Genomic DNA, 23,575 nt, shown 5'->3' on the forward strand with positions numbered 1-23,575 from the left:
CCCTGCTTTAATTCGCCTTGCCTTTAAGCTTGTATACATATGCCAGCACTTCAGCTACGGCCTGAAACAAGTCACCCGGTATGGCGTCGCCAATCTCAGTCCGTTGAAATAATGCCCGTGCAAGCGGTTTGTTCTCCATCGTCATCACGCCATGATTCTTGGCAATTTCTTTGATTTTCAAAGCCATATAATCCTGCCCTTTGGCAAGCACCTGCGGCGCTTCCATGCTGGAACCGTCATACTTCAAAGCCACAGCAAAGTGGGTCGGGTTCGTAATGATGACGTCCGCCTTCGGAATCTCCTGCATCATACGCTGCAGTGCCATCCGCCGCTGGCGTTCCCGGATCTTTCCCTTGATTAAGGGATCGCCTTCCATCTTTTTATACTCGTCTTTGATGTCCTGCTTGGACATGCGAATGTTCTTTTCGTAATCGTATTTCTGATACATATAATCGAAGACCGCGAGAACGAGTAGGCCGGCCCCGATCTTAATCCCCAGCCAAAGCGTAACATCAGCTGTAAAATGCAGTATTTGTCCCGGACTGGTAGTGGCCAGCTTGGACAGGTCTTCCTTTGCACTCCAAAGTGAGGTGTATACAAGGTATCCGATGATGGCCAGCTTGAGTATGGATTTGGAGAATTCAACCAATGAACGAAGCGAGAATATATTCTTGAACCCTTTAATGGGATCCAGCTTGTTCAGCTTCATCTTCAATGGCTCTCCCGTAAGCAGAAACCCGACCTGCATGTAGTTTACAATGATCGCAATAACGAGCACGCTAATAAATATCGGAGCCACGAGAATCAGAATTTGTATGCCATACTCTCCCAGAAGCATGACTACATTATCTTTAGTGACCGCCATCTCCAGACGATTGATGAATACATCCGTAAACAGCCGGACCAGATGATTCTGAATATAGCCTCCGAAAAAAATAAGGCAAATGAAAGCAGCAAGCAGGATGGAGGCGCCGGAAAGCTCCATACTTTTAGCAACCTGTCCTTTTTTACGTGTTTCCTGCCTCTTTTTCGGCGTGGCCTTCTCGGTCTTCTCCCCCGCAAACAGCTGCAGATCCATCTCAAATCTCAATTGTATTCCTCGCTTTCCCCTGCCGCTATTCCGGCCTTTGCCCCAGAACACCAAGCAGTCCCTGCAGCGCCCTGAACAGCTTGTCGAACAGATGATCAAACAGCGTCACCATTCCAGGCATTAAAAGAAAGAGCATGCCCAAACCAACCAGTATCTTGACAATAATTCCAATGACAAACACGTTAAACTGCGGCGCTGTTCTTGCTAGAAAGCCCAATCCCAGATCCGTTAAAAATAAAGATACGACAATCGGAGCCGACATCTGCAGCGCCAGTGCAAATGAATACGAAAAGGTCTTAATCAAAAATTCCGAAGTGCTGCCGTCCTCAAATTTGAAAAACACATTTCCCGTTACAGGCACCCACTCATAGCTGTACATAATGGCATCCAGTAGATAGTGGTGGCCGTTCATGCTCAGAAATACCAGAATGGCCAGCATATACTTAAAGTTGCCGATCAGTGGCGAGGATACGCCTGATACAGGATCAATCACATTCGCCATTGCAAAGCCAATCTGGATATCAATCAATGCTCCTGCCGTCTGTACGACGGCAAACATCAGGTAGGCCGTAAAGCCCAGCAGCAGTCCAATCAGCACTTCTTGAAGGATCAGCAAGATATAGGACATATTGTCTGTCACTGTCTGACTTAAGCCAAACGAAAGATAAACGAGCAGCGTGACAATAAACGACAAGCCCAGCTTATGGGTGGTCGGCACCGTTCGCGAAGAATAGACCGGAGCGACCACAAAAAATGCTGTTATTCGACAAAACATAAGCATAAAAACGGGAACACTTTGCTCTAACCATTCCATGGACATTCAGCCTATCCGATATATTTGTAGAGATTGTCCAGAATCCCAAACGTGAAATCCACCAATGTGGTTAAGATCCAGGGCCCAAATATGAGCAAGGCCAGCAGAACCACGATAATTTTGGGAACAAAGGCCAGGGTTTGCTCCTGAATCTGTGTTGTTGCTTGAAAAATACTGATAGCCAGACCCGCCAAAAGGGCAAGGATCAGCATCGGCGCACTCACCTTCAAAACGGTATACACAGCCTGACCGGCTAAGCCGATAATAAATTCAGCATTCACGGTTTGTCCTCCTGATCATTATTTCTGCTGCCTGCAGCTATGTGTTGAAGCTCATCAGCAAGGACTTTACAACCAGATACCAGCCGTCTACCAGCACAAACAGTAAAATTTTGAAGGGTAATGAGATCATGACCGGTGGCAGCATCATCATCCCCATGGCCATTAGAACGCTGGCTACGACAATATCAATGACCAGAAACGGAATGAAAATCATAAAGCCCATTTGAAATCCTGTTTTTAGCTCACTGATCGCAAAGGCAGGGACAAGAACCGTTAATGGGATGTCCTCGTACGTTTCCGGTTTATCTTCACCGGTATATTTCATAAACAGTAAAAGATCCTTCTCACGTGTATGAGCGAACATAAACTGCTTAATGGGATCCTCTGCTCTCTCCAAGGCTTCGCTTTGCGTAATTTCTCCCTGCAGATAGGGCTGCAGTGCCTGTTCGTTCATTGTTGAGAACGTAGGCGCCATGATAAACAGTGTGAAGAATAACGCAAGCCCGATGAGAACCTGATTCGGAGGTGTCATCTGTGTCCCCAGGGAAGTACGGACAAACCCGAGGACAATGACAATCCGTGTAAAGCTCGTCATGAGCACCAGAATGGCTGGAGCGACACTTAGTACGGTGATTAGCAGGATCAGGGACAGTGCACTTGTACCGGGCTGCTCGCCTTCTCCGCCAATTTGAATATCAATATTCGGAATGGGATCCGCCAAGACGGGAGTGGCCCAGGCCGCACCGACAAGGAGGATCAGTAGCATCAGACTAGCAATTCGTTTGTTCATGAATCCTTTTGATCCTCCCGCAGCAATTCTTCGACCTTTTGTTTCCGGTTCGGTACATTGCGCAGCTTGGATTCAAACACTTCATGAAATGATGAAGTATCCTCAAGTTCAACATCCTCCGGAGGACGATTCTTTTTTAGCTTGGCAGCAAAATTACTGATGAACGGGGGCATGGTGCCCGCCGCGCGATGCTGTTCCTGCTCCATTGCTGCCCTTAACCGTGCCACCTCATCAGGGTCGGTGATCTTGTCGAGCAGTGACAGATCCTCACCGACACCGACAACATAAATGCTCTCTCCCACCTCAATGACCTGGACAGATTTGTTCGGCCCCATTCCCAAGGCACCTAATGTCTTGATGGAGCGTCCTTTCATCCAGCTTTGATTCTTCCGGCCTAAATAGCGGAACAGTGTAATAATGAGGAACACAATGATGGCAAGCACAATGAATACGTAGAACAATTGCAGATAAAAGCCCGACGTATCCGGTCTCGGTATATCGGATGACAACGGCATGTCTTACACGCCGAGCGTTTTGTTAATCGCTTCAATGACCCGATCAGCCTGGAATGGCTTCACAATAAAGTCCTTTGCACCCGCCTGAATGGCATCAATAACCATGGCCTGCTGGCCCATCGCCGAGCACATAATGACTTTCGCATTGGGATCATTCTTCTTGATTTCTTTCAATGCCGCAATACCGTCCATTTCAGGCATTGTAATGTCCATTGTGATCAGATCCGGACGCAGCTCCTTAAACTTCTCAATAGCTTGCGCGCCGTCCTGCGCCTCTCCTACCACTTCGAACCCATTTTTGGTCAAAATGTCACGAATCATCATTCTCATAAATGCAGCGTCGTCCACGATCAGAATTCGATTTGCCATTGATTTAAAATCCTCCCTAAATGTGTGCTATTGTAATTTTTGTATTCGGTCCCATTGGCTTACGATATCTGTCACACGGACGCCAAAGTTCTCGTCAATCACGACGACCTCGCCTTTAGCAATCAGCTTGTTGTTCACCAGGATGTCTACAGGCTCTCCCGCAAGCTTGTCCAGCTCAATAATAGAGCCTTGTGACATTTCCAAGATATCCTTAATTTGCTTCTGGGTCCTTCCTAATTCTACGGTGACTTTAAGAGGAATGTCCATCAGTAAGTTCAAATTGCTTTCATCGGCTGGGCCAAAAGGTGCATTTTGCAAATTAGCGAACTGCACCGGCTGCACATTTACGTTCCGGTTTGGTACTCCTCCAAAATGCTGCGGGGCCTGAGGATAAGGCATTTGCGGCTGACCATACGGCGCTTGTCCATACCCTGGCTGACCGTACGGCGACTGCACATATGGTGGCTGGCCGTAGCCTGGTTGACCCGGCATCTCTGCACCCGGCATCCCTTGACCGTATCCATAGCCTGGCGCAGGCTGTCCTGGCGGCGCCAGATCTGGCTGCGGAGGCTGTGCTGGGGCGGCTGGGGCTTGAGCAGCAGGAGCGGCTTCAGCGGCAGCTGGCTCTTCGGCCTCAGCTTCACCGCCATTCATAAGAATGTTCACCATATCCTTGGCGAATTGTACCGGGAGAAGCTGCATGATGGTGGAGTCGATCAAATCCCCGATAATAAGCCGGAAGGAAATTTTGATCAATGTCTCATCCCCTGGCAGATTGCTGACGCCATCTCCATTCGACATGTTCAGGATATCAATTCCCGGTGGAGAAATATTGACGAACCGGTTGAAAATGGTGGACATACTCGTGGCCGACGAGCCCATCATCTGGTTCATCGCTTCTTGAACGGCACTGATATGAATCTCATTCAGCTCTTCATCCTGAGGTGCCCCTTCTCCGCCCAGCATAAGATCTGCGATGATCTGAGCATCTCTGGTCTTGATCACCAGCGAATTAATTCCTTCAAAGCCATCTACATAAGTGACGTGGACCGCAACATGAGGCTTCGGAAACTCCGCTTCGAACTGATCTCTTGTAATAATCGATACCTTTGGTGTGGTAATATCCACCTTTTTGCCCAGCAGTGTGGACAAGGCCGTAGCTGCGCTGCCAAATGTGATATTTCCGATCTCGCCTAAAGCATCCTGTTCAAGCGGTGTCAGCACATCATCCACACTCAGCGGGGAGGATGGAGTCGAAGACATTCCTGATTGCTGCAGCAGGGCGTCAATCTCTTCCTGGGATAAATAATCTTTACTCGTCAAATTCTTCATCTCCTTCGCTGACGATTTCATCAATCTGCACCGCAATCCGGTCCTTTAAGGTGCCCGGGCTTCCCATAAATTTCACCTTGTCACCGACCTTGATCGACAGCCCGTTATGGACAGGCTTGTTCAGCGTAATTACATCGCCGGTGCTCAATCCCAAGAATTCGGATATCGTAATTCGCGATTCGCCCAGCTCGGCAATAATCGGAAGCTCCGCTTTATTTACGCGTGCCTTTAGTGCATCTACCTCTTCGGGATCCCTGACCTTCTTCTCTGATGTAAACCATTGATGAACAGAGAGCTTGGACATGATAGGCTCTAGTACCACATGCGGAATACAAAGGTTAATCATCCCGGAGGTATCTCCAATTTTGGTACTGAGCGAGATCAAGGCAATCGTCTCGTTCGGTGATACAATCTGCATGAACTGCGGGTTAGTTTCCATAGCCTCTAGACGCGGTGAAATATCAAGCACGGTCTTCCAGGCCTCCTGAAGGCTTTCAAATGCACGACTGAAAATCCGTTCCATAATAATCGTTTCAATTTCAGTCAAAGATGTAATTTTGGATGGTGCACTTCCCGATCCGCCTAAGAGGCGATCCAGCATGGCATAGGCGATGTTGGGGTGAACCTCCAGCACCATCCGCCCTTCCAGCGGCTCCGCTTCGAATATATTCAGGACCGTCATTTTGGGAATGGACCGGATGAACTCATCATAAGGGAGCTGCTCCACCTGAACGACATTTATCTGGACAAATGTGCGCAGCTGGGCTGAAAAATAGGTCGTCAGATAACGAGCAAAATTCTCATGGATCCGTGTCAGGCTTCGGATATGATCCTTCGAAAATCGCACGGCGCGTTTAAAATCATACGAGCGGACTTTTTTCTGCGTATCTTCCTTTTTCAGCTCATCTGCATCCATTTCACCGGACGAGAGTGCAGCCAGGAGGGCGTCAATTTCATTTTGCGATAATACGTCCACCAATTACCTCACCCCCTTATGTGCAAGCTGTGGATGCTCATTTTAAATGCCAGTGACCAGCTTGTTCGTAACGTCCACTTGCACGACTTCACCTTGCTTCACATTCTTGTTAATTTCGTCCTGCAATACTTTGGTGAGCTGCTCGACTCCTTTAGAATCTTTCAAGCTTTCCGGCTTGGTATCCATCAGGGTCTTAATAATGATCGGCTTGATGCGAATTTCCTTGATCTTATCAAAGTCCTCCTTCGCCTTCTTGTCACTCAGCTGAAAAGCGAAGCTGATCTTCGCAATATAGCTGGGATCGGACATATTCGTCGTAATATCCACCAGCTCTGAAGTTACCTCGACAATTTCATCTGCCGTCATTACAGGCTCCTCCTGCTTCATCGGAGCCGCTTGCTTGTCATCTCCGCCCAGTAGCTTGTCAGATAATAAAAAGACGACTAACACAATCAAAGTGATGGATACCAGTATGGTAATGAGCCAGGGAAGCATTTTTTTCATGGGGATTCCTCCGTCTGATGCTGCACTTTAATGGATGCCTGCTGCATGCCGATCTCCTGGTGATAAGCCTTGATGGACTGGATTACTTCAGGCGCCTTCTCCAGCACAATTAATCTTTTGCCGGTTGTCAGCGTAATGTAGGTGTCCGGCGTTTCCTCCACCATCTCGATCAGCAGCGCATTCAGCCACATTTGTGAACCGTTTAATCTTGTTACCAGGATCATTGAAAGCCTCCTCCAGATCATCAGGGGGGAACAAGCCCCCCTTTAGTCATTCAATGCTTAACGCTTCAGGTTAACAACTTCCTGCAGTACCTCATCCGAAGTTGTAATGATCCGGGAATTTGCCTGGAATCCACGCTGGGCCACGATCATTTCCGTAAATTCGCCCGTCAGGTCCACATTGGACATCTCAAGCTGGCCGGCAACAATAGCACCCGTTCCGTTCTCTTCACTGTTAGCTGCAAGGCCCATGGCTTCTGCGTCTCCGTCTTCACCCAGTGCATTTGCATTTACGCGGTAGAGGTTCCCTCCGACCTTTTCCAGAGCAGAAGGATTCGCAACCTTAGCTACGCCAATCTGAACCGCGTCACCGTCTCCGCCCTGCGTCAGAATCGATCCGTCGAGTCCAATCGAGAAGCTGGTTACTTCCGCTCCCAGTACAATCGGTGCCCCATCAATATCACAGACGAACATCCCGTCGGAAGTGACCAGAGCCCGGTTACCGTCCAGCATAAAGTTACCGGCACGTGTCAGGAACGGGACTTCCTGATCTTCACTCATCTTGACCATGAAAAATCCGTCACCGTCGATACGAAGATCCGTCGGATTGTTCGTTGTCTGCGCGCTGCCCGGAGTGTGCACGGTATCAATGGAGCCAATCGTGACACCCAAACCGATTTGCTTGGCGTTGACGCCGCCCTGTTCCCCTTCAACCGGAGCAGTGACACCGGAAACCGTTTGGCTCAAAATATCCTTAAACATTACGCGGCTGGCTTTAAAGCCCACCGTGTTTACGTTCGCGATATTGTTACCGATCACGTCCAGCTTGGTTTGAAATCCTCTCATCCCGGATACGCCTGAATACATTGATCTCAGCATGTTTATTTATCCTCCTTATAAAGACCGCTTCTGTCGATCCACGGTCTATGGCTTCCTTACGGGCCAGCCGTTTAATAATTAAGAAATGATGACCGCACTATCAATTTGTGTAAACACATTGTCCTTCATGGCCTTGCCATCCATCGCTGTCACCATCGTGCGATTATGCACGTTCACAATAAATGCCATGTCTCTGAGCAGAATCAGTGATTCTTTACTGCCTTTGGCTGCTGCCTGCTCGACTGCGGTGCTGATCTGAGCCAGCTGGTCGCTTTGAAGCTGAATGCCTCGCTGCTCCATTCGTTTGGCAGCATGCTGACTGATTTTGATCTGATTCTCTCTTAGAAGCTCCTTGAACACCCCGTTCTCTGCAGAGCTGCCTGGAGGAGAAGACTGTCTTTTGTTGTGTAGAGAAGCAGGATGAAGGGAGCCTGGATACATCGATCCAATGGTTATCCGGTCATTCATATTTCAGTACCGTCAGCAGGCTGTGGAGAATCCGCTGTATTGTCACTGTAGCTCCCGTCATCCTCAGCCGCCAGCTGAATATCTTCATTGCTGCTCTCACCCGGTGCAGGTGCTGGTGTTGGCGTCTCTGGTGATGGGGAAGGGGCTGATGCCGGTGCGTTCTCGATCTGCACGATGTGCTCCAGCGCAATCTCTGCCGCTCCGATACTTGCGTAATGCATGCCTCCCCGGATGAGGATCGAGTCCACGATGCCTGATTTAACGGAAGAGTTTCCACTTTGATCCACCGCAATCCAGCTTACCTTTTGCCCGATTAGACCGGACGCACTGCCAAGAGACTGCCTCATATCGGTCAACTGGGATGAGATATTCATAAGCTGCTCCAAGGATGTGAATTGGGCCATCTGGGCAATAAATTCCTTATCCTGCATTGGCTGCATAGGATCCTGATAACGAAGCTGCGCAATCAAAATACTCAGAAATTGATCCTTGCCCATCGTGCTCGTATCTTCGGCCTTGCCGGCCTGCTGGATATTGCTTGGCGAATAATGAGGCCATACTGCTTGATTGATGTAGCCTGAGGCCATAATTGTGTTCACCTCCGTGTTCTAAGCTTTAGCCTGGAAGCCACCCTCCCGGCCTAACTGGCTGAGTTGCTCCGCTTCGGCCTTCCAATCGTTCCATTCCTCGGTCAGCTCTGCGGTAAGTAAAGCGTCGTCAGTCGTCGTATTGGCTTCTTTGGAGCGTCTGCCCGGCTGCTGCTGTCCTGAACCGGACTGCCTGCCGTCCTGCATATGAAATTGCGACGTGGAGGTCTGGCTGTTCTGAGTAACCTCCAGCTTCTCAACCTGCAGGCCTTGTCCCAGCAATGCCGTACGCAGCTGGGTCATTTGCTGGTCAAGCAGTTCCCTGGCTTCTGCGCTGTGAGTCATAAACTGCGCCACCAGCTGGCCGTTTTGCATCATTATTTTGATGTCGACCTTGCCCAGATGCTCTGGATTCAAAGAGATTCTGGCTTCAGTAAAGCCCTGCTGCTTGATAAATTCCAGCTTGTTTACCGTAAACTGGGTCATTTCCCTTGCAAATTGATGCACTGGAATCGGTTCTGTCGTCTTGATCGGCGTGCTGCCTCCCGAACGAATAGCCAGCTGTCCGGCTGTTAATACTTCCGGCTCCGGCAGCAGCTCAGAAAATTCTGACTGTTCTTCCATAAGCGGCAGCGCTGTCGATGCATTTGCTTTAATTGAAACCTCAGAGAATTCTTGCTTCGTGAACTTGCCGCGGACCGCAGCATGAAGCATCTCTTCATAGCCCTTTAACAAATTGCGCAGCTGGGAGCTGAACTCCTCTGCAGCCTCAGGCTTTACCTTGAGCTGAGAAAGCTGTGTCAGTACGTCCTGAACGGCAAAGCGTATCGTTTCTTTATGTGCAGCCAGCGCCGGCAGTTGAACCATTGATTCCTCGGTTGATGTCCAAGCAGCACTGGCCGAGCCTGCCGAGCCCTGTTCTTGCTGCATGGATTGGAAGCGTTGGATGACCAGCTGAGCCGTAGCCAGCCAGGCCTGCACTTCCTGTAGCAGGTCTGAATTCTCTTCTAATGCCTGCTCCAGCTGTTCCAAATGAGGGACCTCGGTGTATTGCAGTGCCCCTTCTAATAGATCCAGCTCTATATAAAGTGCACTCTCTCCCGCGGCAATCAGTTCAGAGCCTTCAGCCGGCGTGCTGCGTAACCACGCAAGCAGCGGATTCAAGCCATTGCCGCTGACATCGGCAGGCATCGATTTCTTGCTGCCTTCCGCACCCATTTGGAGATTTAAAGCCTCGCCGAACATCCCGAGCAGTACACCTTGCCCCTGTTGACCCACTTCAGAGACTTTGCCTAACGGACTGGAGGATGCACCGGATGAGGCCGTCAGCTTTTGAAAGATTAATGACATGGATTATTCACCTCCTTTCCCATGGCTTTCCCGGGATAAAAAACTACTGGGCACCCATCAGACGATTCAGGATTCTGGCAGCCATTTCAGGCTCAGCGCCAGACAGCTCATCCAGAATTTTGGCTCTGGCTGCATCATCGACGGATTTAAGGATCGTAATCGCTTTATCAGGTGTAATCTTATAGGTTTGAATCAGCAGCTCTGCAGCGCTCTTGGGTGCCATTCTGGAGAAGGTCTGGCTTAGCTCATTTTGATCCAGACTGCTTCGCTGGCTATCCGATGCATCCTGCTCCTCTTTAACTAATCGGGATTGCAGCGCCGCAATCGCTTGATCTCTCGCCGGCTTTGCATCCTTTAATAGCATGGTTGCATCCGCTGCGGTTTGAGGATTCATTTTTTCCAAAATCGCCGCTCGTGGATCATTCTTCATGGCTCCCAGAATGAGCACCATTTCCTCTTTCGTCAAGCTCTCGATAATGGGAGCTGCTTTACTGGGGCTCATGCCAGCATACATTTTAGCCAGGTCACTAATCTGCTGGAAATAGGGATCCTCTGTCTCCTCTGCCGCAGCCTCATTCTGGGCTGCATCTAACTGCGCCTGCAGCTCCGCAGCTTTGGTCTCTTGGGAGTTCTTCTGACTGGTCATTTCTTCAAGCTCCTGCTCCCGTTCGGCCAGCTGCTGCTTCAGAGCCTCCAATTCCTTTGCCGTGCTATCTTCCTTGTCCTGGGCAGCTGCTTCTTCCGGGGTTAGCTCCGGGCCCGGTATCCAATCCTTCACGATAGGAATCTTGTTTCCTAAATTCATTGCACTATTGCGAAAATCAATGTTAAACAGCGTGAGCAGAACGCCCACCAAAACGATTGTGAACATAATCGGGATCAGGAACAGCAGGCTTTTCTCCAAGCCTCCGCTTGATTCCTCTTGATCCAGCGGCATATCCTTGCGAGCCATTAATGTTATCCTCCTCTGCGGGCTAAGGACGCGTTTATTCGAAAAACGCCTCCGATTTAGCGGCTTTGGACCGTATAACGGACTGTAGCCAGCTCGTCCAGCTCATTTTGTTCCCGCAGGAGACTTTCGTGCCGGAACTTCTCAAGTGATTTTTCTCTTGCTTTCATCCAGACCTTTTCATCCAGCATTTTCTCGGTCAGCTTTCCCTGCTTATGCTTCACGTTGCTGTGGGCCTGCTCAATATCCGTATTCTTCTGCTCGATGAGGGTGTCCAGATACTCTGCATAAGACTGCAGGCGGCACATTTCCGAGATCGGAGTACTTTTCTGGGCTGCTTGTTGAAGGGAATGGCCAATCTCGTCCCGCTTCTGAAGCAGCTGATGCAGATTTTGCTCCTGCGCCTTCAATTCTCCAATTGCCGCAGACAGCATCCACTCGGCCTGTGCCTTCTCATTGCCTTTAAGATCTACGATTTTTTGAAATGCATAGTGAAACCTCATGAATCATCGTCATCTCCTTGAAAATTCAGCAATTAGACGCTCCTGCACCTTTTCCAGACTTACCTTTTCATTGACTTTCTGCTTCGTAAAATCCCAAATCTGATGGATCATATTTATAGCCTCGTCAATCTCCGCATTAGAGCCTGGCTGGTAAGCTCCAATGTTGATCAGATCCTCGGAATTTTTGTATACGGCCATCAGCCGTTTTACGTTCTCGGCCGCTTCCAGCTGGTCCTCGTGTGCAATATCCTTCATGACACGGCTGATGCTCGCCAGCACATCAATCGCTGGGAAATGCCCTTTGTTAGCAATGCTGCGGTTCAGCACAATATGTCCATCCAAAATGCCGCGGACAGCATCAGCAATCGGTTCATTCATATCATCGCCGTCAACAAGCACCGTGTAAAAAGCAGTAATCGAGCCGCTTGGACCTGTACCGGCGCGTTCCAGCAGCTTCGGCAGGCTGGCAAACACGGACGGGGTGTATCCCCGCATTGCAGGAGGCTCGCCAACCGCTAACCCGACCTCACGCTGTGCCATTGCATAGCGGGTGACCGAATCCATCATTAGCATGACATTTAAGCCGCGGTCCCTGAAATATTCAGCAATGGTCGTTGCAATCAATGCGCCCTTAATCCGAATGAGCGCTGGCTGATCCGAGGTGGCCACGATGACTACGGAACGCTTCAAGCCCTCTGGTCCCAGGTCGCGCTCGATAAAGTCGAGCACCTCTCTGCCCCGCTCTCCGATTAGAGCAATGACGTTCACATCTGCGGAGGTGTTCCGGGCGATCATGCCCATCAAGGTGCTCTTTCCGACCCCTGAGCCGGCAAAAATCCCGACCCGCTGCCCTTTACCGACCGTGAGGAGGCCGTCAATAGCTCTCACCCCGATGCTGATCGGCTCTTGCACACGCGGACGATTCAACGGATTCTGCGGGATATTATTGGTAGAGCTGTGAGACATTCGTGCGGGCAGCACAGAACCGTCTAAAGGCTGTCCCAAGCCGTCCAACACTTTACCTAACAGCTCCGATCCCACCTGAACATTAAGCGGCTTGCCGGTGCCAACGACATCACAGCCTGGACCAATTGAATGCAGATCCCCCAAAGGCATCAGCAGCACCTTATTATCACGAAAACCCACGACTTCAGCCTGCAGCGGTTTGCTCTGCTTGGAGGGATAGATGTAGCACACCTCGCCAATACTTGCATCCGGGCCTTCTGATTCCAGCATCAGGCCGATAACCTGAGTCACTTTACCGTTGATCCGCACAGGATCCACATGCTGCAGATGATCTTTATAACGACTGCTGTCCAGCTTACTCATCGGCAGCTCTCCGTTGCGTGTCATCTAGGGATATCCGAATTAATTCCTTCTTGATCTCGGACAGCTGTGTATCAATTCTGGCATCTACACTGCCGAAGGATGACCTAATCACACATCCCAAATCCGTTACAGTGGAGTCCGGCAGCACCTGAAGCTCCGCCTGGGAGTCGACGCTTAATGCAAGCTCCTCCCGGGCGGCGTGAACGAATGCGAACTGGGAGGGAGCCACACAGAGCGAAATCATCCCTTTCTCCTTCTTGCGGGCCAAGTTCTTTCGAATTAGCTTCAGCACGAAATCAGGCTCCAATGTCAATTGGTGATCGACAATCTTCTCGGCGACCGAGCAGCTGAGCTCTACAAGAAACGGCTCGGCTTCCTGAATCAGCTCTTCCTTGGCTGAATAAGCTTGGCTCAAGACGCCCTGGGCTTCCTGGGCCGCTTGCTGCAGGAGCTCATTCATCTCCTGCTGAGCCTTGAGCGACCCGGCCTCATAGCCTTGTTGGAAGCCTTCCGCGCGAGCACCCTCCGCAATGCTTTCGTCCTGACTTCGACGCTCTTCCCACCAGACTGCAATTTGCTCCTGCGCCTGGGAAAGCAGCTGCTCCGCAGCCTCTGCAGCCTCCCTGATTTGACGCTCGGCAAACTCCTTTGCATCCTGCAGCATTTCCTGCTTGGCCAATTGAGCCGATTCCAAAGTGTGCTGTACTTCGGGCTGGAGCTCACTTTCAAATACTGCCGTCTCTCTCTCTTCCGGCTCCGTTGAAGGGTACTTCCGGGACAAATCCAGTTCCTTTAGCATATCAATCGGCATGTACTGAGAAGGCTTGATCAAATTAGACAATGATGTCATCTCCTCCGCCACGGGCGATGATAATTTCTCCAGCTTCCTCCAGTCTGCGGATCGTGCTTACGATGCGCGTCTGCGCCTCTTCAACGTCACGCAAACGCACAGGACCCATATACTCCATCTCTTCCTTGAACGTTTCCGCCATCCGTTTGGACATATTCCGGAAAATAACATCTCGAACTTCCTCGCTTGCCACCTTCAGTGCCAGCTGCAGATCCGCATTCTCGATATCGCGGATGATACGCTGAATCGAGCGGTTGTCCACATTGACAATATCCTCAAAGACAAACATCCGTTTCTTGATCTCTTCCGCCAGCTCCGGATCTTGAATCTCCAGCGCATCGAGAATCGTTCTTTCAGTTCCCCGATCGACTCCATTCAGAATCTGAACGATTGATTCAATACCGCCGGCACTCGTGTAATCCTGCGTGACGGTTGATGACAGCTTCTGCTCCAGCACCCGCTCGACCTGAGCAATGACCTCGGGCGAGGTGCTATCCATAACCGCAACCCGGCGGGCAACCTCTGCCTGCTTGTCCTGCGGCAAAGCCGACAGAATCGAAGCAGCCTGCTCAAACTGGAGGTACGACAGCACCAGAGCAATCGTTTGAGCATTTTCGTTCTGTATAAAGTTGAGAATTTGGCTCGGGTCTGCTTTTCTCGCAAAATCAAACGGACGGACCTGCAGGGTCGCGGTCAGCCTGTTGATAACCTCCCGCGCTTTTTCACTTCCCAAAGCCTTTTCCAGAATTTCTTTGGCGTACGTGATGCCGCCTTGAGAAATATACTCCTGGGCAAGACAGATCTGATGAAACTCCGACATAATGAGCTCTTTCTCGCCACCGTCTACCTTGCGCACATTCGCAATTTCCAGAGTAAGCTGTTCGATCTCATCATCTCTCAGATGCTTGAAGATTTGGGCGGATACCTCCGGCCCGAGTGTAATCAACAGGATGGCAGCCTTTTGCCTGCCGCTTAACATGGGATTTGTAACTCTGGACAATGCTTCCACTCCTATTCCTCAGCAAGCCACGTGCGAAGTAAATTGACGAATTCGTCCGGCTTCTTTTTCGCCAGGGTTTCCAGCTGCTTGCGAACCTGGCTGTCGTTCGTGACGCTTTCCAGATTAATGGAAGGCAATTCGGTAATCGGAGGTAGCTCCAGCTCCTCTTCTTCGTCCTGCGCTCTTCGTCTTCGAACCATAAAGATAATCCCTCCGGCCAGCAAAGCGGCTGCCGCCAGGGCTGCTCCCCAAATGATCGGATTCGATAGAAGAGAATCAGATTCTTCAGCCAAGCTGTTATCTGTAACCTGCGACACGACCGAAACTTTTTTAGCCAAATCAGCATCTGTATATGCAAGGCTCGAATCCGCTAACGAGGCTCTGACGATATTGATCAATATGTTCTCAATCGCCCCGCGTGTAGCTTCATCCAAATTTTCCTCGCCGCCGGGTGGTTCAACAGAGACATTAATGGTTAAATCTTTTACAGAATAAGGACTGGAGATTACGTCTCTGGTAATTCGGTTAACATCATAATTGATGGTGCTTGAGCTTTCTTCCGAGTTACTCTCGCCGCTTGAAGAATCACTGGGATATCCTGAAATTTCTTCCTCGCCTACCCCTGCAACACCGCCTGTAGGATTGCTAGTACCGGAATAATTTTTCTGGATTTCCTGCACACTGATTTCGATTCCCTTCATTTCTTCTTCATTGACCGGCGTAACTAAATTTTCCTTGCTCTGAATCTGATCAAAGTTCAGTGTGGACATGACGAGCACGTTGACCTTATTCGGACCCATGTACTGGGATAAAAATTGCTGCACATTCTGGCGTACATTGTTCTCAAACTGCTTCTGCAGTGCGAAGTTTTCTTCGACTTTGCCAATCAAACCACCTTGACCGCCCTTGGCAGTAGCGATTAACTCTACTTCATCATTTGTAATTGTAATGTTCTCAACCGGTAAATTCGGCACTGAGGTTCTGACGAGATTATAATAGCTGTCAATCATTTCCTGGCTGGGACGGTAGCCCGGCTTGAACTTCATGACCACAGAAGCCGTTGCTTTCTCACGGTCGGCTTGAGATGCAAAGAGACTCTCTTTCGGAAGATTCAATAGGACTGTGGCGTCATGTACTCCGCTCATCTTCCTGAGCATGCGCTCTATTTCGCCATTTAGAGCATTTACATATTTCACTTCGAACTCATTATCCGTCATCCCAATTGCGGAAGAGTTCTGTTCGAACGTTTCTAGTCCAATCGTCCCGTTCTGTACGAGACCTTGAGAGCCTACATCAATCTGAACGCGAGTTGCATCCTTGCTCGTAACGGAGAGCGTTGTGCCGTCAGGTCCCAGCTGATAAGGAATGCCTTGTGAATCCAGGTGACTCATAATTCCGGCTGCATCTGCAGCATCCAGGTCTCGGAAGGCCACTTCGTATTCCGTCTTCGAGAACCTTATGGTTAATGCGACAATCGCAATCAAGATAAAAACGATCGTCGATACAAGCATGATTTTTTGCTTGCTGCTAAATTGATTCCAATAACCGGAAGCTTTCTCCCGGTACTGGGTTAATCGCTCATTCACATTGTCACCTCATCACAGTCATTGCTGAAGCTTACATTTGCGTACGCATAATCTCCTGATAGGCCTCTACTACTTTGTTTCGGACCTGAGTGGTGAGCTGTACGCTCAGCAAAGCCTGTTGGGCGGAAATCATCGTCTGGTCCACGCTCACCTGCCCGGTGATCATCTTGTCACTCATGAGGCTTGCAGTTTTCTCCTGGGCGGACACGGACTGAATCGCTTCCTGCAAATATGCACCAAACTGCTGAATGGAATCCGAAGGTGTAGCTGCGGGCTTGGCCAGAGATGATGCCTGCAAAGGCAAGCTCCCGGGATTAAACATAGTATTCTGGATCAAAATGGTTCCTCCTGTCGGATGTTATGTAACGAAATCTTATCTTCCAATTTCAAGTGCCTTCATCACCATGGCTTTTGTCGCATTCAATGCTGTTACATTGGCCTCATAGGATCGGCTTGCAGAAATCAGGTCAACCATCTCTCTAGTAATATCTACGTTAGGCATAAAGACATAGCCCTCCGCATTCGCATCGGGATGTCCCGGATTGTATACGGGCTTAAGCGGGGCTTGATCCTCACGGATCTGACTGACCTTCACCCCTTGCACCGGCTGGCTGCTGCCATTCATCTTGGCCTGAAGCATGGCGTCAAAGCTCTGCTTCATCGGCTCCATAACGACGGTTTTACGGCGGTATGGCACGGACACACCATTCTCCACCTTGGCCCGGGTTGTTTCTGCATTAGCAATGTTCGAGGAGATGACATCCATCCGGAACCGCTGGGCCGTCAAGGCCGAAGCGCTGATGTTAAAGCTTCCTGTGAAGTTCAAATGACCTATCTCCCTTCTACTGCTGCACGCATTAATCGAATTTGGTCGTTTACTGCCTGTACATAAGAGTTATATCTAAGCTGATTTTCGGCCAATAAAGACATTTCCCGATCAATATCGACATTATTGCCATTATTGTTCATTGCACTGGATTGATCCATTTGAAGGGTAGAGCTCGGGAGCTTGCTGCTTGGGCCGATCACAAAATGACGCGGATCGGTTCTTTTACCTGTCAGACTTGTTTTCATTCCGCTCATTTCCATTTTCAGAATACTCTCGAAGGCTACCTCGGAACGCTTGAAATGAGGCGTGTCCACATTCGCGATATTGTTGGTAATAACCACATTTCTAGCGTTTGCTGCGTCCAAACCACCCTGCAGCCGTTGAAAGCTGCTGCTCCCTAACAAGTTCACCAGACCCATCCTCTCTTCATAGTCATTGCACAACCAATTCAACATCTTTACCTAAAATCCTCTTTATTCGACAAAAAAAATAATTCACTCGTGTCAACCTGGGACTTTAGTTGAAAAAGACAACATGCTGTCACCTAAACTAAGTTTCTTAAACATTGGAACTTTTTACAATAAGAAAAAAGCCCTATCTTTTACCACAAAGAAGGGCTTAGGATTCATTTTCGCGCTTATTTATCCTAAATTATTGAAATTTATGTTAGAATCTGAGTATTTCTGACCTTGATCAGGTTCGTCAAATTTCCAATTTACTACATGACCCGCGACATAGTACTGGCTAAATGACATACTCGAAAGTACGTTTATGTTCTAAATTTCCTGGGTCAAATGGCGCTGTTAAAGATTCATCTACAGGATATATTGACTTAAATCCCGATCCTGAGCAATCTCGCCCAGCTTCTCGCGAACATATTGCGGCGTAATAACCATGGAATCCAGTGTAAGCTCGGGGGCTTCAAAGGACAGGTCCTCCAGCAGCTTCTCCAGGATCGTGTGTAGTCGTCTTGCTCCGATATTTTCCGTATTCTGATTGACGGAGGCAGCAATCTGCGCAATTTCCCGAATAGCTTCATCTGAGAATTGTACCGTAATATCCTCCGTCTGGAGCAGGCTTGTGTATTGCTTGGTCAAAGCATTTTGCGGCTCGGTCAATATGGACACAAAATCATCCAGAGTAAGGCTGCTCAGCTCTACCCGGATCGGGAAGCGTCCCTGCAGCTCCGGAATGAGATCTGAAGGCTTGGCAATGTGGAATGCACCTGCAGCGATGAAGAGGATGAAATCGGTCTTCACAGGTCCGTATTTGGTCATCACGGTAGAGCCTTCTACGATCGGGAGAATATCTCGCTGTACCCCTTCTCTAGACACATCCGGCCCTGAAGCACGCCCCTGACTGGCAACCTTATCAATCTCATCAATAAAAATGATGCCGGACTGCTCCGCCCTTCTCACCGATTCCTGGATCACATCATCCATATCGATCAGCTTGGCAGCTTCCTCCTGAATCAGCACCTTGCGGGCATCCTTGATTGGAAGCTTTCGCTTTTTGGTGCGTTTAGGCATCAGGCTTCCAAACATTTCCTGCATGTTCATACCCATTTGATCGTTCCCTTGACCGGCAAACATATCAAACATCGGAGGTGTCTGATCCTCCACATCCACATCAATGAGATCCTCTTCCAGCTTCCCGGATAATAAATTGAAGCGAACCTGACGACGTTTCTCCTTTATACTGCTGTCATTTTCACTCTTGTTCTCCGGCTCTTCGTTTTCTTGGCCCTGACTGCCGCCAAACAGCATTTCAAACGGATTCTTTTGCGTTTTCTGACCCTTGGAGGACGGCACCAAAATGTGGACAATCCGCTCATTCGCCATCTCTTCCGCTTTATCCTTCACCTTCTCAGTCCGCTCTGCCTTGACCATTCGAATAGCGGTTTCGACGAGATCCCGGACCATAGATTCCACATCACGACCGACATAGCCCACCTCAGTAAATTTGGTCGCTTCCACCTTCACGAACGGCGCGTGCACCAGCTTAGCCAGGCGCCTAGCAATCTCGGTCTTACCGACACCGGTCGGTCCCATCATGAGAATATTCTTAGGCACGATCTCCTCGCGCTCGGCTTCACTGAGCCGGCTGCGCCGATAGCGGTTGCGGAGTGCTACAGCCACGGATTTTTTGGCCTGCTTCTGACCAACGATATACTTATCCAGCTCGGCTACAATTTGTCTAGGCGTCATCGATTCGTTATTCATCTCATTCCTCCACCCTGCATGTCGCAGCAATCGTTACTGAGCGATATCTACACTTCTTCTACGATGATATTACTATTCGTATATACACATACCTCAGACGCAATCAACAGCGCCTCTTTGGCAATGTCTGCGGCTTCCAGATGAACAGCGTGGCGCTTCAGTGCTCTGCCTGCGGACAAGGCAAAATTTCCGCCAGAGCCGATCGCCAGCACCTCATCATCCGGCTCGATGATCTCGCCGCCGCCCGAGATCAGGAGCATCCCGCTCTGATCCATCACAATCATCAAGGCCTCCAGCTTGTGCAGGATCCGGTCCTGACGCCACTCTCTGGCCAATTCTACGGCAGCCCGCTGCAAATTTCCCTGGTGCTCCTCCAGCTTTCCTTCAAACTTCTCAAACAGCGTGATAGCATCGGCCACAGAACCGGCAAAACCGGCGACAACTTGTCCCCGGTATAAACGGCGTACTTTTTTGGCGGTCTGCTTCATCACAACATTTTGTCCAAATGTCACCTGACCATCTCCGGCGATCGCCGATTTGCCATTATGGCGAACCGCGCAGATGGTCGTCGCATGAAAACTCATTTCCATGGTATAACCGCCTCCTCACATACTTCAATCGAGTGGATGAAATTTGCTGTCAGGTTGTCACTACCGGATTAAGATCGACGGAGCTCGTGTGTATGAATAAATTCATTCAGCTTCTCAATAGCCCGGTTCGCCAGCGCTTCATTCTTCTCTTTCTTGTTGCGAATTCGCTTGGGCAGAACCGGCAGCAAACCAAAGTTCGCGTTCATCGGCTGGAAATGCTCCGGGTCGGCATTCGTTATATACTGAGCCATACTGCCGATGGCGGCTTCCTCAGGAAATACAATCCCCTCTTTGCCAAGCGCCGCTCTTGCAGCATTAATTCCTGCAATCAGCCCGGATGCCGCAGATTCCACATAGCCCTCGACACCAGTCATCTGCCCGGCCAAATATAAGTTCGGACGCCCCTTTACCTGATAAGTCGGTTCTAGCAGCTTCGGCGAATTCACGAATGTATTGCGGTGCATAACGCCATATCGGACGATCTCCGCATTCTCAAGTCCAGGAATCAGCGAGAATACCCGCTTCTGTTCGCCCCACTTCAAATGAGTCTGAAACCCGACGAGATTGTAGAGCGTACCTGCAGCATTATCCTGACGGAGCTGGACTACAGCGTGAGGCAAAGTACCGGTATGCGGATTAGGAAGGCCTACCGGCTTCATAGGGCCGAATAACGCCGTCTGCTTGCCACGCTTCATCATGACCTCAATGGGCATACAGCCCTCGAAATAGATTTCTTTCTCAAACTCTTTCAGCTCGGCAACCTCAGCCGAGATCAGCGCTTCATAAAAGCGATCAAACTCCTCTTCGGTCATAGGACAATTCAGATAGGCCGCTTCACCCTTGTCATATCGGGAGGCGAGATACACCTTGCTCATATCAATGGAATCTTTTTCGATGATCGGTGCTGCGGCATCATAAAAGTAAAAGTAATCTTCGCCCATCAGTTCCCGAATTTGCTGGGACAGCGCAGGAGAGGTCAGCGGACCTGTAGCAATGACGACAATCCCTTCTTCAGGTATATGCTGGAGCTCTTCATTTACGACTTCAATCAGCGGATGCTGATGCAGCGTCTCTGTAATTTCACCGGAGAAGCCGTCACGGTCCACAGCCAGCGCTCCACCGGCCGGAACGGCATTGCGGTCTGCCGACCCAATCACGAGGGAATTCAGCATGCGCATTTCTTCCTTCAGCACACCAACAGCATTACTCATGCCATTCGCACGCAGCGAGTTGCTGCATACCAGCTCCGCAAATTGATCGGTATGATGTGCCGGCGTTTTGACGACCGGACGCATTTCATATAATGTAACCGGAACCCCGCGGCTAGCTAGCTGCCAGGCCGCCTCGCTTCCCGCAAGTCCTGCTCCGATCACGGTAACTCTTTGTATATCCTTCACGTTTGCCTTTACCCCCTGTTATGCCTTACAAATCTGAACCGTCCTCCGGCTCTTCCATCATTTCAGAATGATCGCAGGACGTACATTGCAGCTTAATTCCTTGTCTCGTCTTCTTCTCCGTCATCAGGCTGCTGCAATTCGGGCAGGGCTTCAGTGACGGTTTATCCCACGAAACGTATTCACATTCCGGATATCTGTCACAGCCATAAAACACCCGGCCTTTCTTGCTGCGCCGTTCCACGACATGGCCTTCCTTACAGCTCGGGCAGGTTACTCCAATGTCCTTAATGATCGGCTTCGTATTTCGGCAATCCGGAAACCCGGAGCAGGCCAGAAACTTGCCGAATCTGCCAAGCTTGTACACTAGCGGCTTGCCGCACTTCTCGCAGATTTCATCAGAGACCTCATCTTCAATCTCGATCTCTTTCATCTCTTCCTCAGCTACCGTAAGACGTTTCTCAAAGGACTTGTAGAATTCTCCAAGAACCTTTACCCAATCCTCTGCGCCTTCTTCTACATGGTCGAGATCCTCTTCCATATTGGCTGTAAACTCTACGTTCAGAATCTCCGGAAAAAATTGCTCCATCTGCTCGATGACCAATTCGCCGAGCTCGGTAGGCATAAACTTTTTCTCTTCAATCGCGACATAGCCGCGCTTCTGAATCGTTTCCAGCGTTGGCGCGTAAGTGCTTGGTCTGCCAATCCCGAGCTCCTCCAGCGTGCGTACGAGCCGTGCCTCGCTATACCTTGGCGGTGGCTGTGTAAAATGCTGCTTCGGTTCAATACTGTCATGTTCCAGCTTGTCACCGGACTGCAGAGCAGGAAGAAAGTTCTCTTCTTCTGTCGTACCGTCATCATTCCCTTCCACATATACCTTCATGAAGCCCGGGAACCGAACCTTCGATCCCGTTGCCCGGAAGGTTGCCCGGCCTGCAGCAATATCTACAGACATCGTATCCAGGATTGCGGACGCCATCTGGCTCGCAATAAACCGATCCCAAATCAGCTTGTACAGCCTCATCTGATCACGGCTCATGAATGGCTTCATGCTCTCCGGATCACGCTCGATCGAGGTCGGACGAATAGCTTCATGCGCATCCTGAGCATTAGAAGCTTTCTTGGCATATTGACGCGGGCTTTCTGGCACATAATCCGTACCATATTTACCCGTAATAAATTCCTTGGCTTCACCCTGGGCGGTCTCCGAGATCCGCGTGGAGTCCGTTCTCATATAGGTGATCAAGCCGACCGTTCCCTCTTTCCCCAGCTCTACGCCCTCATACAGCTGCTGGGCCACCGACATCGTCTTTGCCGCGCGGAAGCCCAGCTTCCGTGCTGCCTCCTGCTGCAAAGAAGAAGTCGTAAATGGAGGCGACGGGTGACGCTGGCGCTCTCGTTCCTTCACTTCACTCACTTCAAAGGAAGCCTTCTGAATGATCGAAAGCACCTCGTTAACATCCTGCTCGCTGCCCAGCTCCTTCTTGCTGCCGTCCAGCTTATGAAATTTAGCGTCGAAGGCACTGCCCTTCACCGCCAGCTTCGCTGTAATCGTCCAATATTCCTCAGGTACGAAAGCACTGATCTCATGCTCCCGATCCAGAATAATCTTGACGGCAACGGATTGAACACGGCCGGCAGAGAGCCCCTTCTTCACTTTTTTCCACAGCAGTGGGCTGATCTTGTATCCCACAAGGCGATCCAGAATCCGCCGCGCCTGCTGTGCATTTACTAAATCCATATTAATTTTACGCGGTGTTTTGAATGCATCCTTCACCGCCGTTTTGGTAATTTCATTAAATACGACTCTCAGGCTTTGAGTTTCGTCTAGTTCCAGCGCATGCGCCAAATGCCAGGCAATGGCTTCTCCTTCGCGATCGGGGTCAGCTGCCAGGTATACTTTTTTCACCTTTTTACTGGCATCCTTCAGCTCTTTGAGAACCGAACCTTTACCGCGGATCGTAATATATTTCGGGTTGAAATCGTTTTCGACCTCAACGCCGATTTGGCTCTTGGGCAGATCACGAACATGGCCCATTGAAGCCTTCACGATATATTTGCTGCCGAGATATTTGCCAATCGTTTTCGCCTTGGCCGGCGATTCGACGATGACGAGTGAATCCGCCACAGGTTCATCCTCCTCCAAA

27 protein-coding genes are annotated in these 23,575 nt (G+C 49.9%); all 27 read right to left on the minus strand.

All coding sequences use genetic code 11. The features are described from left to right. Nucleotides 1-7 precede the first annotated feature (7 nt). A complete protein-coding gene (flhB, locus tag JJQ72_RS17320) occupies nucleotides 8-1,078 on the minus strand; it encodes a flagellar biosynthesis protein FlhB (RefSeq protein ID WP_208204472.1) in 1,071 nt (356 codons plus the stop codon). 37 nt (nucleotides 1,079-1,115) lie between these two features. Then, nucleotides 1,116-1,904: a flagellar biosynthetic protein FliR gene (gene fliR, locus JJQ72_RS17325; RefSeq protein WP_138226113.1), complete on the minus strand. Its 789-nt coding sequence runs from the start codon at nucleotides 1,902-1,904 to the stop codon at nucleotides 1,116-1,118. A gap of 11 nt (nucleotides 1,905-1,915) precedes the next feature. Further along, nucleotides 1,916-2,185 carry a flagellar biosynthesis protein FliQ gene (gene fliQ, locus JJQ72_RS17330; protein WP_138226114.1) on the minus strand — a complete coding sequence of 90 codons (270 nt, stop codon included), beginning with the start codon at nucleotides 2,183-2,185 and terminating at the stop codon, nucleotides 1,916-1,918. Nucleotides 2,186-2,222: 37 nt separating this feature from the next. Continuing rightward, nucleotides 2,223-2,975: a flagellar type III secretion system pore protein FliP gene (fliP, locus tag JJQ72_RS17335; protein ID WP_138226115.1), complete on the minus strand. Its 753-nt coding sequence runs from the start codon at nucleotides 2,973-2,975 to the stop codon at nucleotides 2,223-2,225. Continuing rightward, a complete protein-coding gene (locus JJQ72_RS17340; RefSeq protein ID WP_138226116.1) occupies nucleotides 2,972-3,490 on the minus strand; it encodes a FliO/MopB family protein in 519 nt (172 codons plus the stop codon). The genes fliP and JJQ72_RS17340 overlap by 4 nt, the downstream gene beginning before the upstream one ends. 3 nt (nucleotides 3,491-3,493) lie before the next feature. Further along, a complete protein-coding gene (locus JJQ72_RS17345) occupies nucleotides 3,494-3,859 on the minus strand; it encodes a response regulator (RefSeq protein ID WP_138226117.1) in 366 nt (121 codons plus the stop codon). A gap of 27 nt (nucleotides 3,860-3,886) precedes the next feature. Then, on the minus strand, nucleotides 3,887-5,182 hold the full coding sequence (fliY, locus tag JJQ72_RS17350; protein ID WP_208204452.1) for a flagellar motor switch phosphatase FliY: 1,296 nt from the start codon (nucleotides 5,180-5,182) through the stop codon (nucleotides 3,887-3,889). Continuing rightward, nucleotides 5,172-6,170: a flagellar motor switch protein FliM gene (gene fliM / locus JJQ72_RS17355; RefSeq protein ID WP_138226119.1), complete on the minus strand. Its 999-nt coding sequence runs from the start codon at nucleotides 6,168-6,170 to the stop codon at nucleotides 5,172-5,174. Before fliM ends, fliY begins: the two co-directional genes overlap by 11 nt. A 39-nt stretch (nucleotides 6,171-6,209) precedes the next feature. Then, nucleotides 6,210-6,671 (minus strand): flagellar basal body-associated FliL family protein, encoded by a 462-nt coding sequence (locus JJQ72_RS17360; RefSeq protein ID WP_208204453.1) that lies wholly within the window; start codon nucleotides 6,669-6,671, stop codon nucleotides 6,210-6,212. Then, nucleotides 6,668-6,895 (minus strand): flagellar FlbD family protein, encoded by a 228-nt coding sequence (locus JJQ72_RS17365; RefSeq protein ID WP_138226121.1) that lies wholly within the window; start codon nucleotides 6,893-6,895, stop codon nucleotides 6,668-6,670. The genes JJQ72_RS17360 and JJQ72_RS17365 overlap by 4 nt, the downstream gene beginning before the upstream one ends. A gap of 57 nt (nucleotides 6,896-6,952) precedes the next feature. Further along, complete coding sequence (flgG, locus tag JJQ72_RS17370) at nucleotides 6,953-7,771, minus strand: flagellar basal body rod protein FlgG (protein WP_138226122.1); 819 nt, start codon at nucleotides 7,769-7,771, stop codon at nucleotides 6,953-6,955. Nucleotides 7,772-7,849: 78 nt separating this feature from the next. Continuing rightward, a complete protein-coding gene (locus JJQ72_RS17375) occupies nucleotides 7,850-8,239 on the minus strand; it encodes a TIGR02530 family flagellar biosynthesis protein (protein WP_208204454.1) in 390 nt (129 codons plus the stop codon). After that, the gene (locus JJQ72_RS17380) at nucleotides 8,236-8,826 is read right to left on the minus strand and encodes a flagellar hook capping FlgD N-terminal domain-containing protein (RefSeq protein ID WP_208204455.1); all 591 of its coding nucleotides are present in this window, start codon (nucleotides 8,824-8,826) and stop codon (nucleotides 8,236-8,238) included. Before JJQ72_RS17380 ends, JJQ72_RS17375 begins: the two co-directional genes overlap by 4 nt. Nucleotides 8,827-8,847: 21 nt before the next feature. Next, a complete protein-coding gene (locus JJQ72_RS17385; RefSeq protein ID WP_208204456.1) occupies nucleotides 8,848-10,176 on the minus strand; it encodes a flagellar hook-length control protein FliK in 1,329 nt (442 codons plus the stop codon). 43 nt (nucleotides 10,177-10,219) lie between these two features. After that, complete coding sequence (locus JJQ72_RS17390; RefSeq protein ID WP_208204457.1) at nucleotides 10,220-11,128, minus strand: MotE family protein; 909 nt, start codon at nucleotides 11,126-11,128, stop codon at nucleotides 10,220-10,222. Nucleotides 11,129-11,184: 56 nt separating this feature from the next. Beyond that, complete coding sequence (gene fliJ, locus JJQ72_RS17395; protein ID WP_138226126.1) at nucleotides 11,185-11,628, minus strand: flagellar export protein FliJ; 444 nt, start codon at nucleotides 11,626-11,628, stop codon at nucleotides 11,185-11,187. Nucleotides 11,629-11,637: 9 nt separating this feature from the next. Continuing rightward, nucleotides 11,638-12,957 carry a flagellar protein export ATPase FliI gene (gene fliI, locus JJQ72_RS17400; RefSeq protein ID WP_138227786.1) on the minus strand — a complete coding sequence of 440 codons (1,320 nt, stop codon included), beginning with the start codon at nucleotides 12,955-12,957 and terminating at the stop codon, nucleotides 11,638-11,640. Further along, the gene (locus JJQ72_RS17405) at nucleotides 12,950-13,798 is read right to left on the minus strand and encodes a FliH/SctL family protein (protein WP_208204458.1); all 849 of its coding nucleotides are present in this window, start codon (nucleotides 13,796-13,798) and stop codon (nucleotides 12,950-12,952) included. The genes fliI and JJQ72_RS17405 overlap by 8 nt, the downstream gene beginning before the upstream one ends. Continuing rightward, a complete protein-coding gene (gene fliG, locus JJQ72_RS17410) occupies nucleotides 13,791-14,786 on the minus strand; it encodes a flagellar motor switch protein FliG (protein WP_407669162.1) in 996 nt (331 codons plus the stop codon). Before fliG ends, JJQ72_RS17405 begins: the two co-directional genes overlap by 8 nt. A gap of 32 nt (nucleotides 14,787-14,818) precedes the next feature. Next, the gene (fliF, locus tag JJQ72_RS17415; RefSeq protein ID WP_208204459.1) at nucleotides 14,819-16,393 is read right to left on the minus strand and encodes a flagellar basal-body MS-ring/collar protein FliF; all 1,575 of its coding nucleotides are present in this window, start codon (nucleotides 16,391-16,393) and stop codon (nucleotides 14,819-14,821) included. Between the two features lie 31 nt (nucleotides 16,394-16,424). Next, on the minus strand, nucleotides 16,425-16,730 hold the full coding sequence (fliE, locus tag JJQ72_RS17420; protein WP_243896175.1) for a flagellar hook-basal body complex protein FliE: 306 nt from the start codon (nucleotides 16,728-16,730) through the stop codon (nucleotides 16,425-16,427). Nucleotides 16,731-16,766: 36 nt separating this feature from the next. After that, nucleotides 16,767-17,219 carry a flagellar basal body rod protein FlgC gene (gene flgC, locus JJQ72_RS17425; RefSeq protein WP_208204460.1) on the minus strand — a complete coding sequence of 151 codons (453 nt, stop codon included), beginning with the start codon at nucleotides 17,217-17,219 and terminating at the stop codon, nucleotides 16,767-16,769. A gap of 5 nt (nucleotides 17,220-17,224) precedes the next feature. Further along, nucleotides 17,225-17,632, minus strand: coding sequence for a flagellar basal body rod protein FlgB (flgB, locus tag JJQ72_RS17430; protein WP_138226132.1), 408 nt, complete (start codon nucleotides 17,630-17,632; stop codon nucleotides 17,225-17,227). A 405-nt stretch (nucleotides 17,633-18,037) separates the two neighbouring features. Then, nucleotides 18,038-19,444, minus strand: coding sequence for an ATP-dependent protease ATPase subunit HslU (gene hslU / locus JJQ72_RS17435; RefSeq protein ID WP_208204461.1), 1,407 nt, complete (start codon nucleotides 19,442-19,444; stop codon nucleotides 18,038-18,040). Nucleotides 19,445-19,491: 47 nt separating this feature from the next. Continuing rightward, complete coding sequence (gene hslV, locus JJQ72_RS17440) at nucleotides 19,492-20,034, minus strand: ATP-dependent protease subunit HslV (protein WP_208204462.1); 543 nt, start codon at nucleotides 20,032-20,034, stop codon at nucleotides 19,492-19,494. Nucleotides 20,035-20,102: 68 nt separating this feature from the next. Next, nucleotides 20,103-21,431, minus strand: coding sequence for an FADH(2)-oxidizing methylenetetrahydrofolate--tRNA-(uracil(54)-C(5))-methyltransferase TrmFO (gene trmFO, locus JJQ72_RS17445; protein ID WP_138226135.1), 1,329 nt, complete (start codon nucleotides 21,429-21,431; stop codon nucleotides 20,103-20,105). A gap of 25 nt (nucleotides 21,432-21,456) precedes the next feature. Beyond that, nucleotides 21,457-23,556, minus strand: coding sequence for a type I DNA topoisomerase (gene topA, locus JJQ72_RS17450; protein WP_208204463.1), 2,100 nt, complete (start codon nucleotides 23,554-23,556; stop codon nucleotides 21,457-21,459). Nucleotides 23,557-23,575 lie beyond the last annotated feature (19 nt).

Source organism: Paenibacillus sp. F411 (assembly GCF_017582705.1).
GTDB lineage: Bacteria > Bacillota > Bacilli > Paenibacillales > Paenibacillaceae > Paenibacillus_AQ > Paenibacillus_AQ algicola.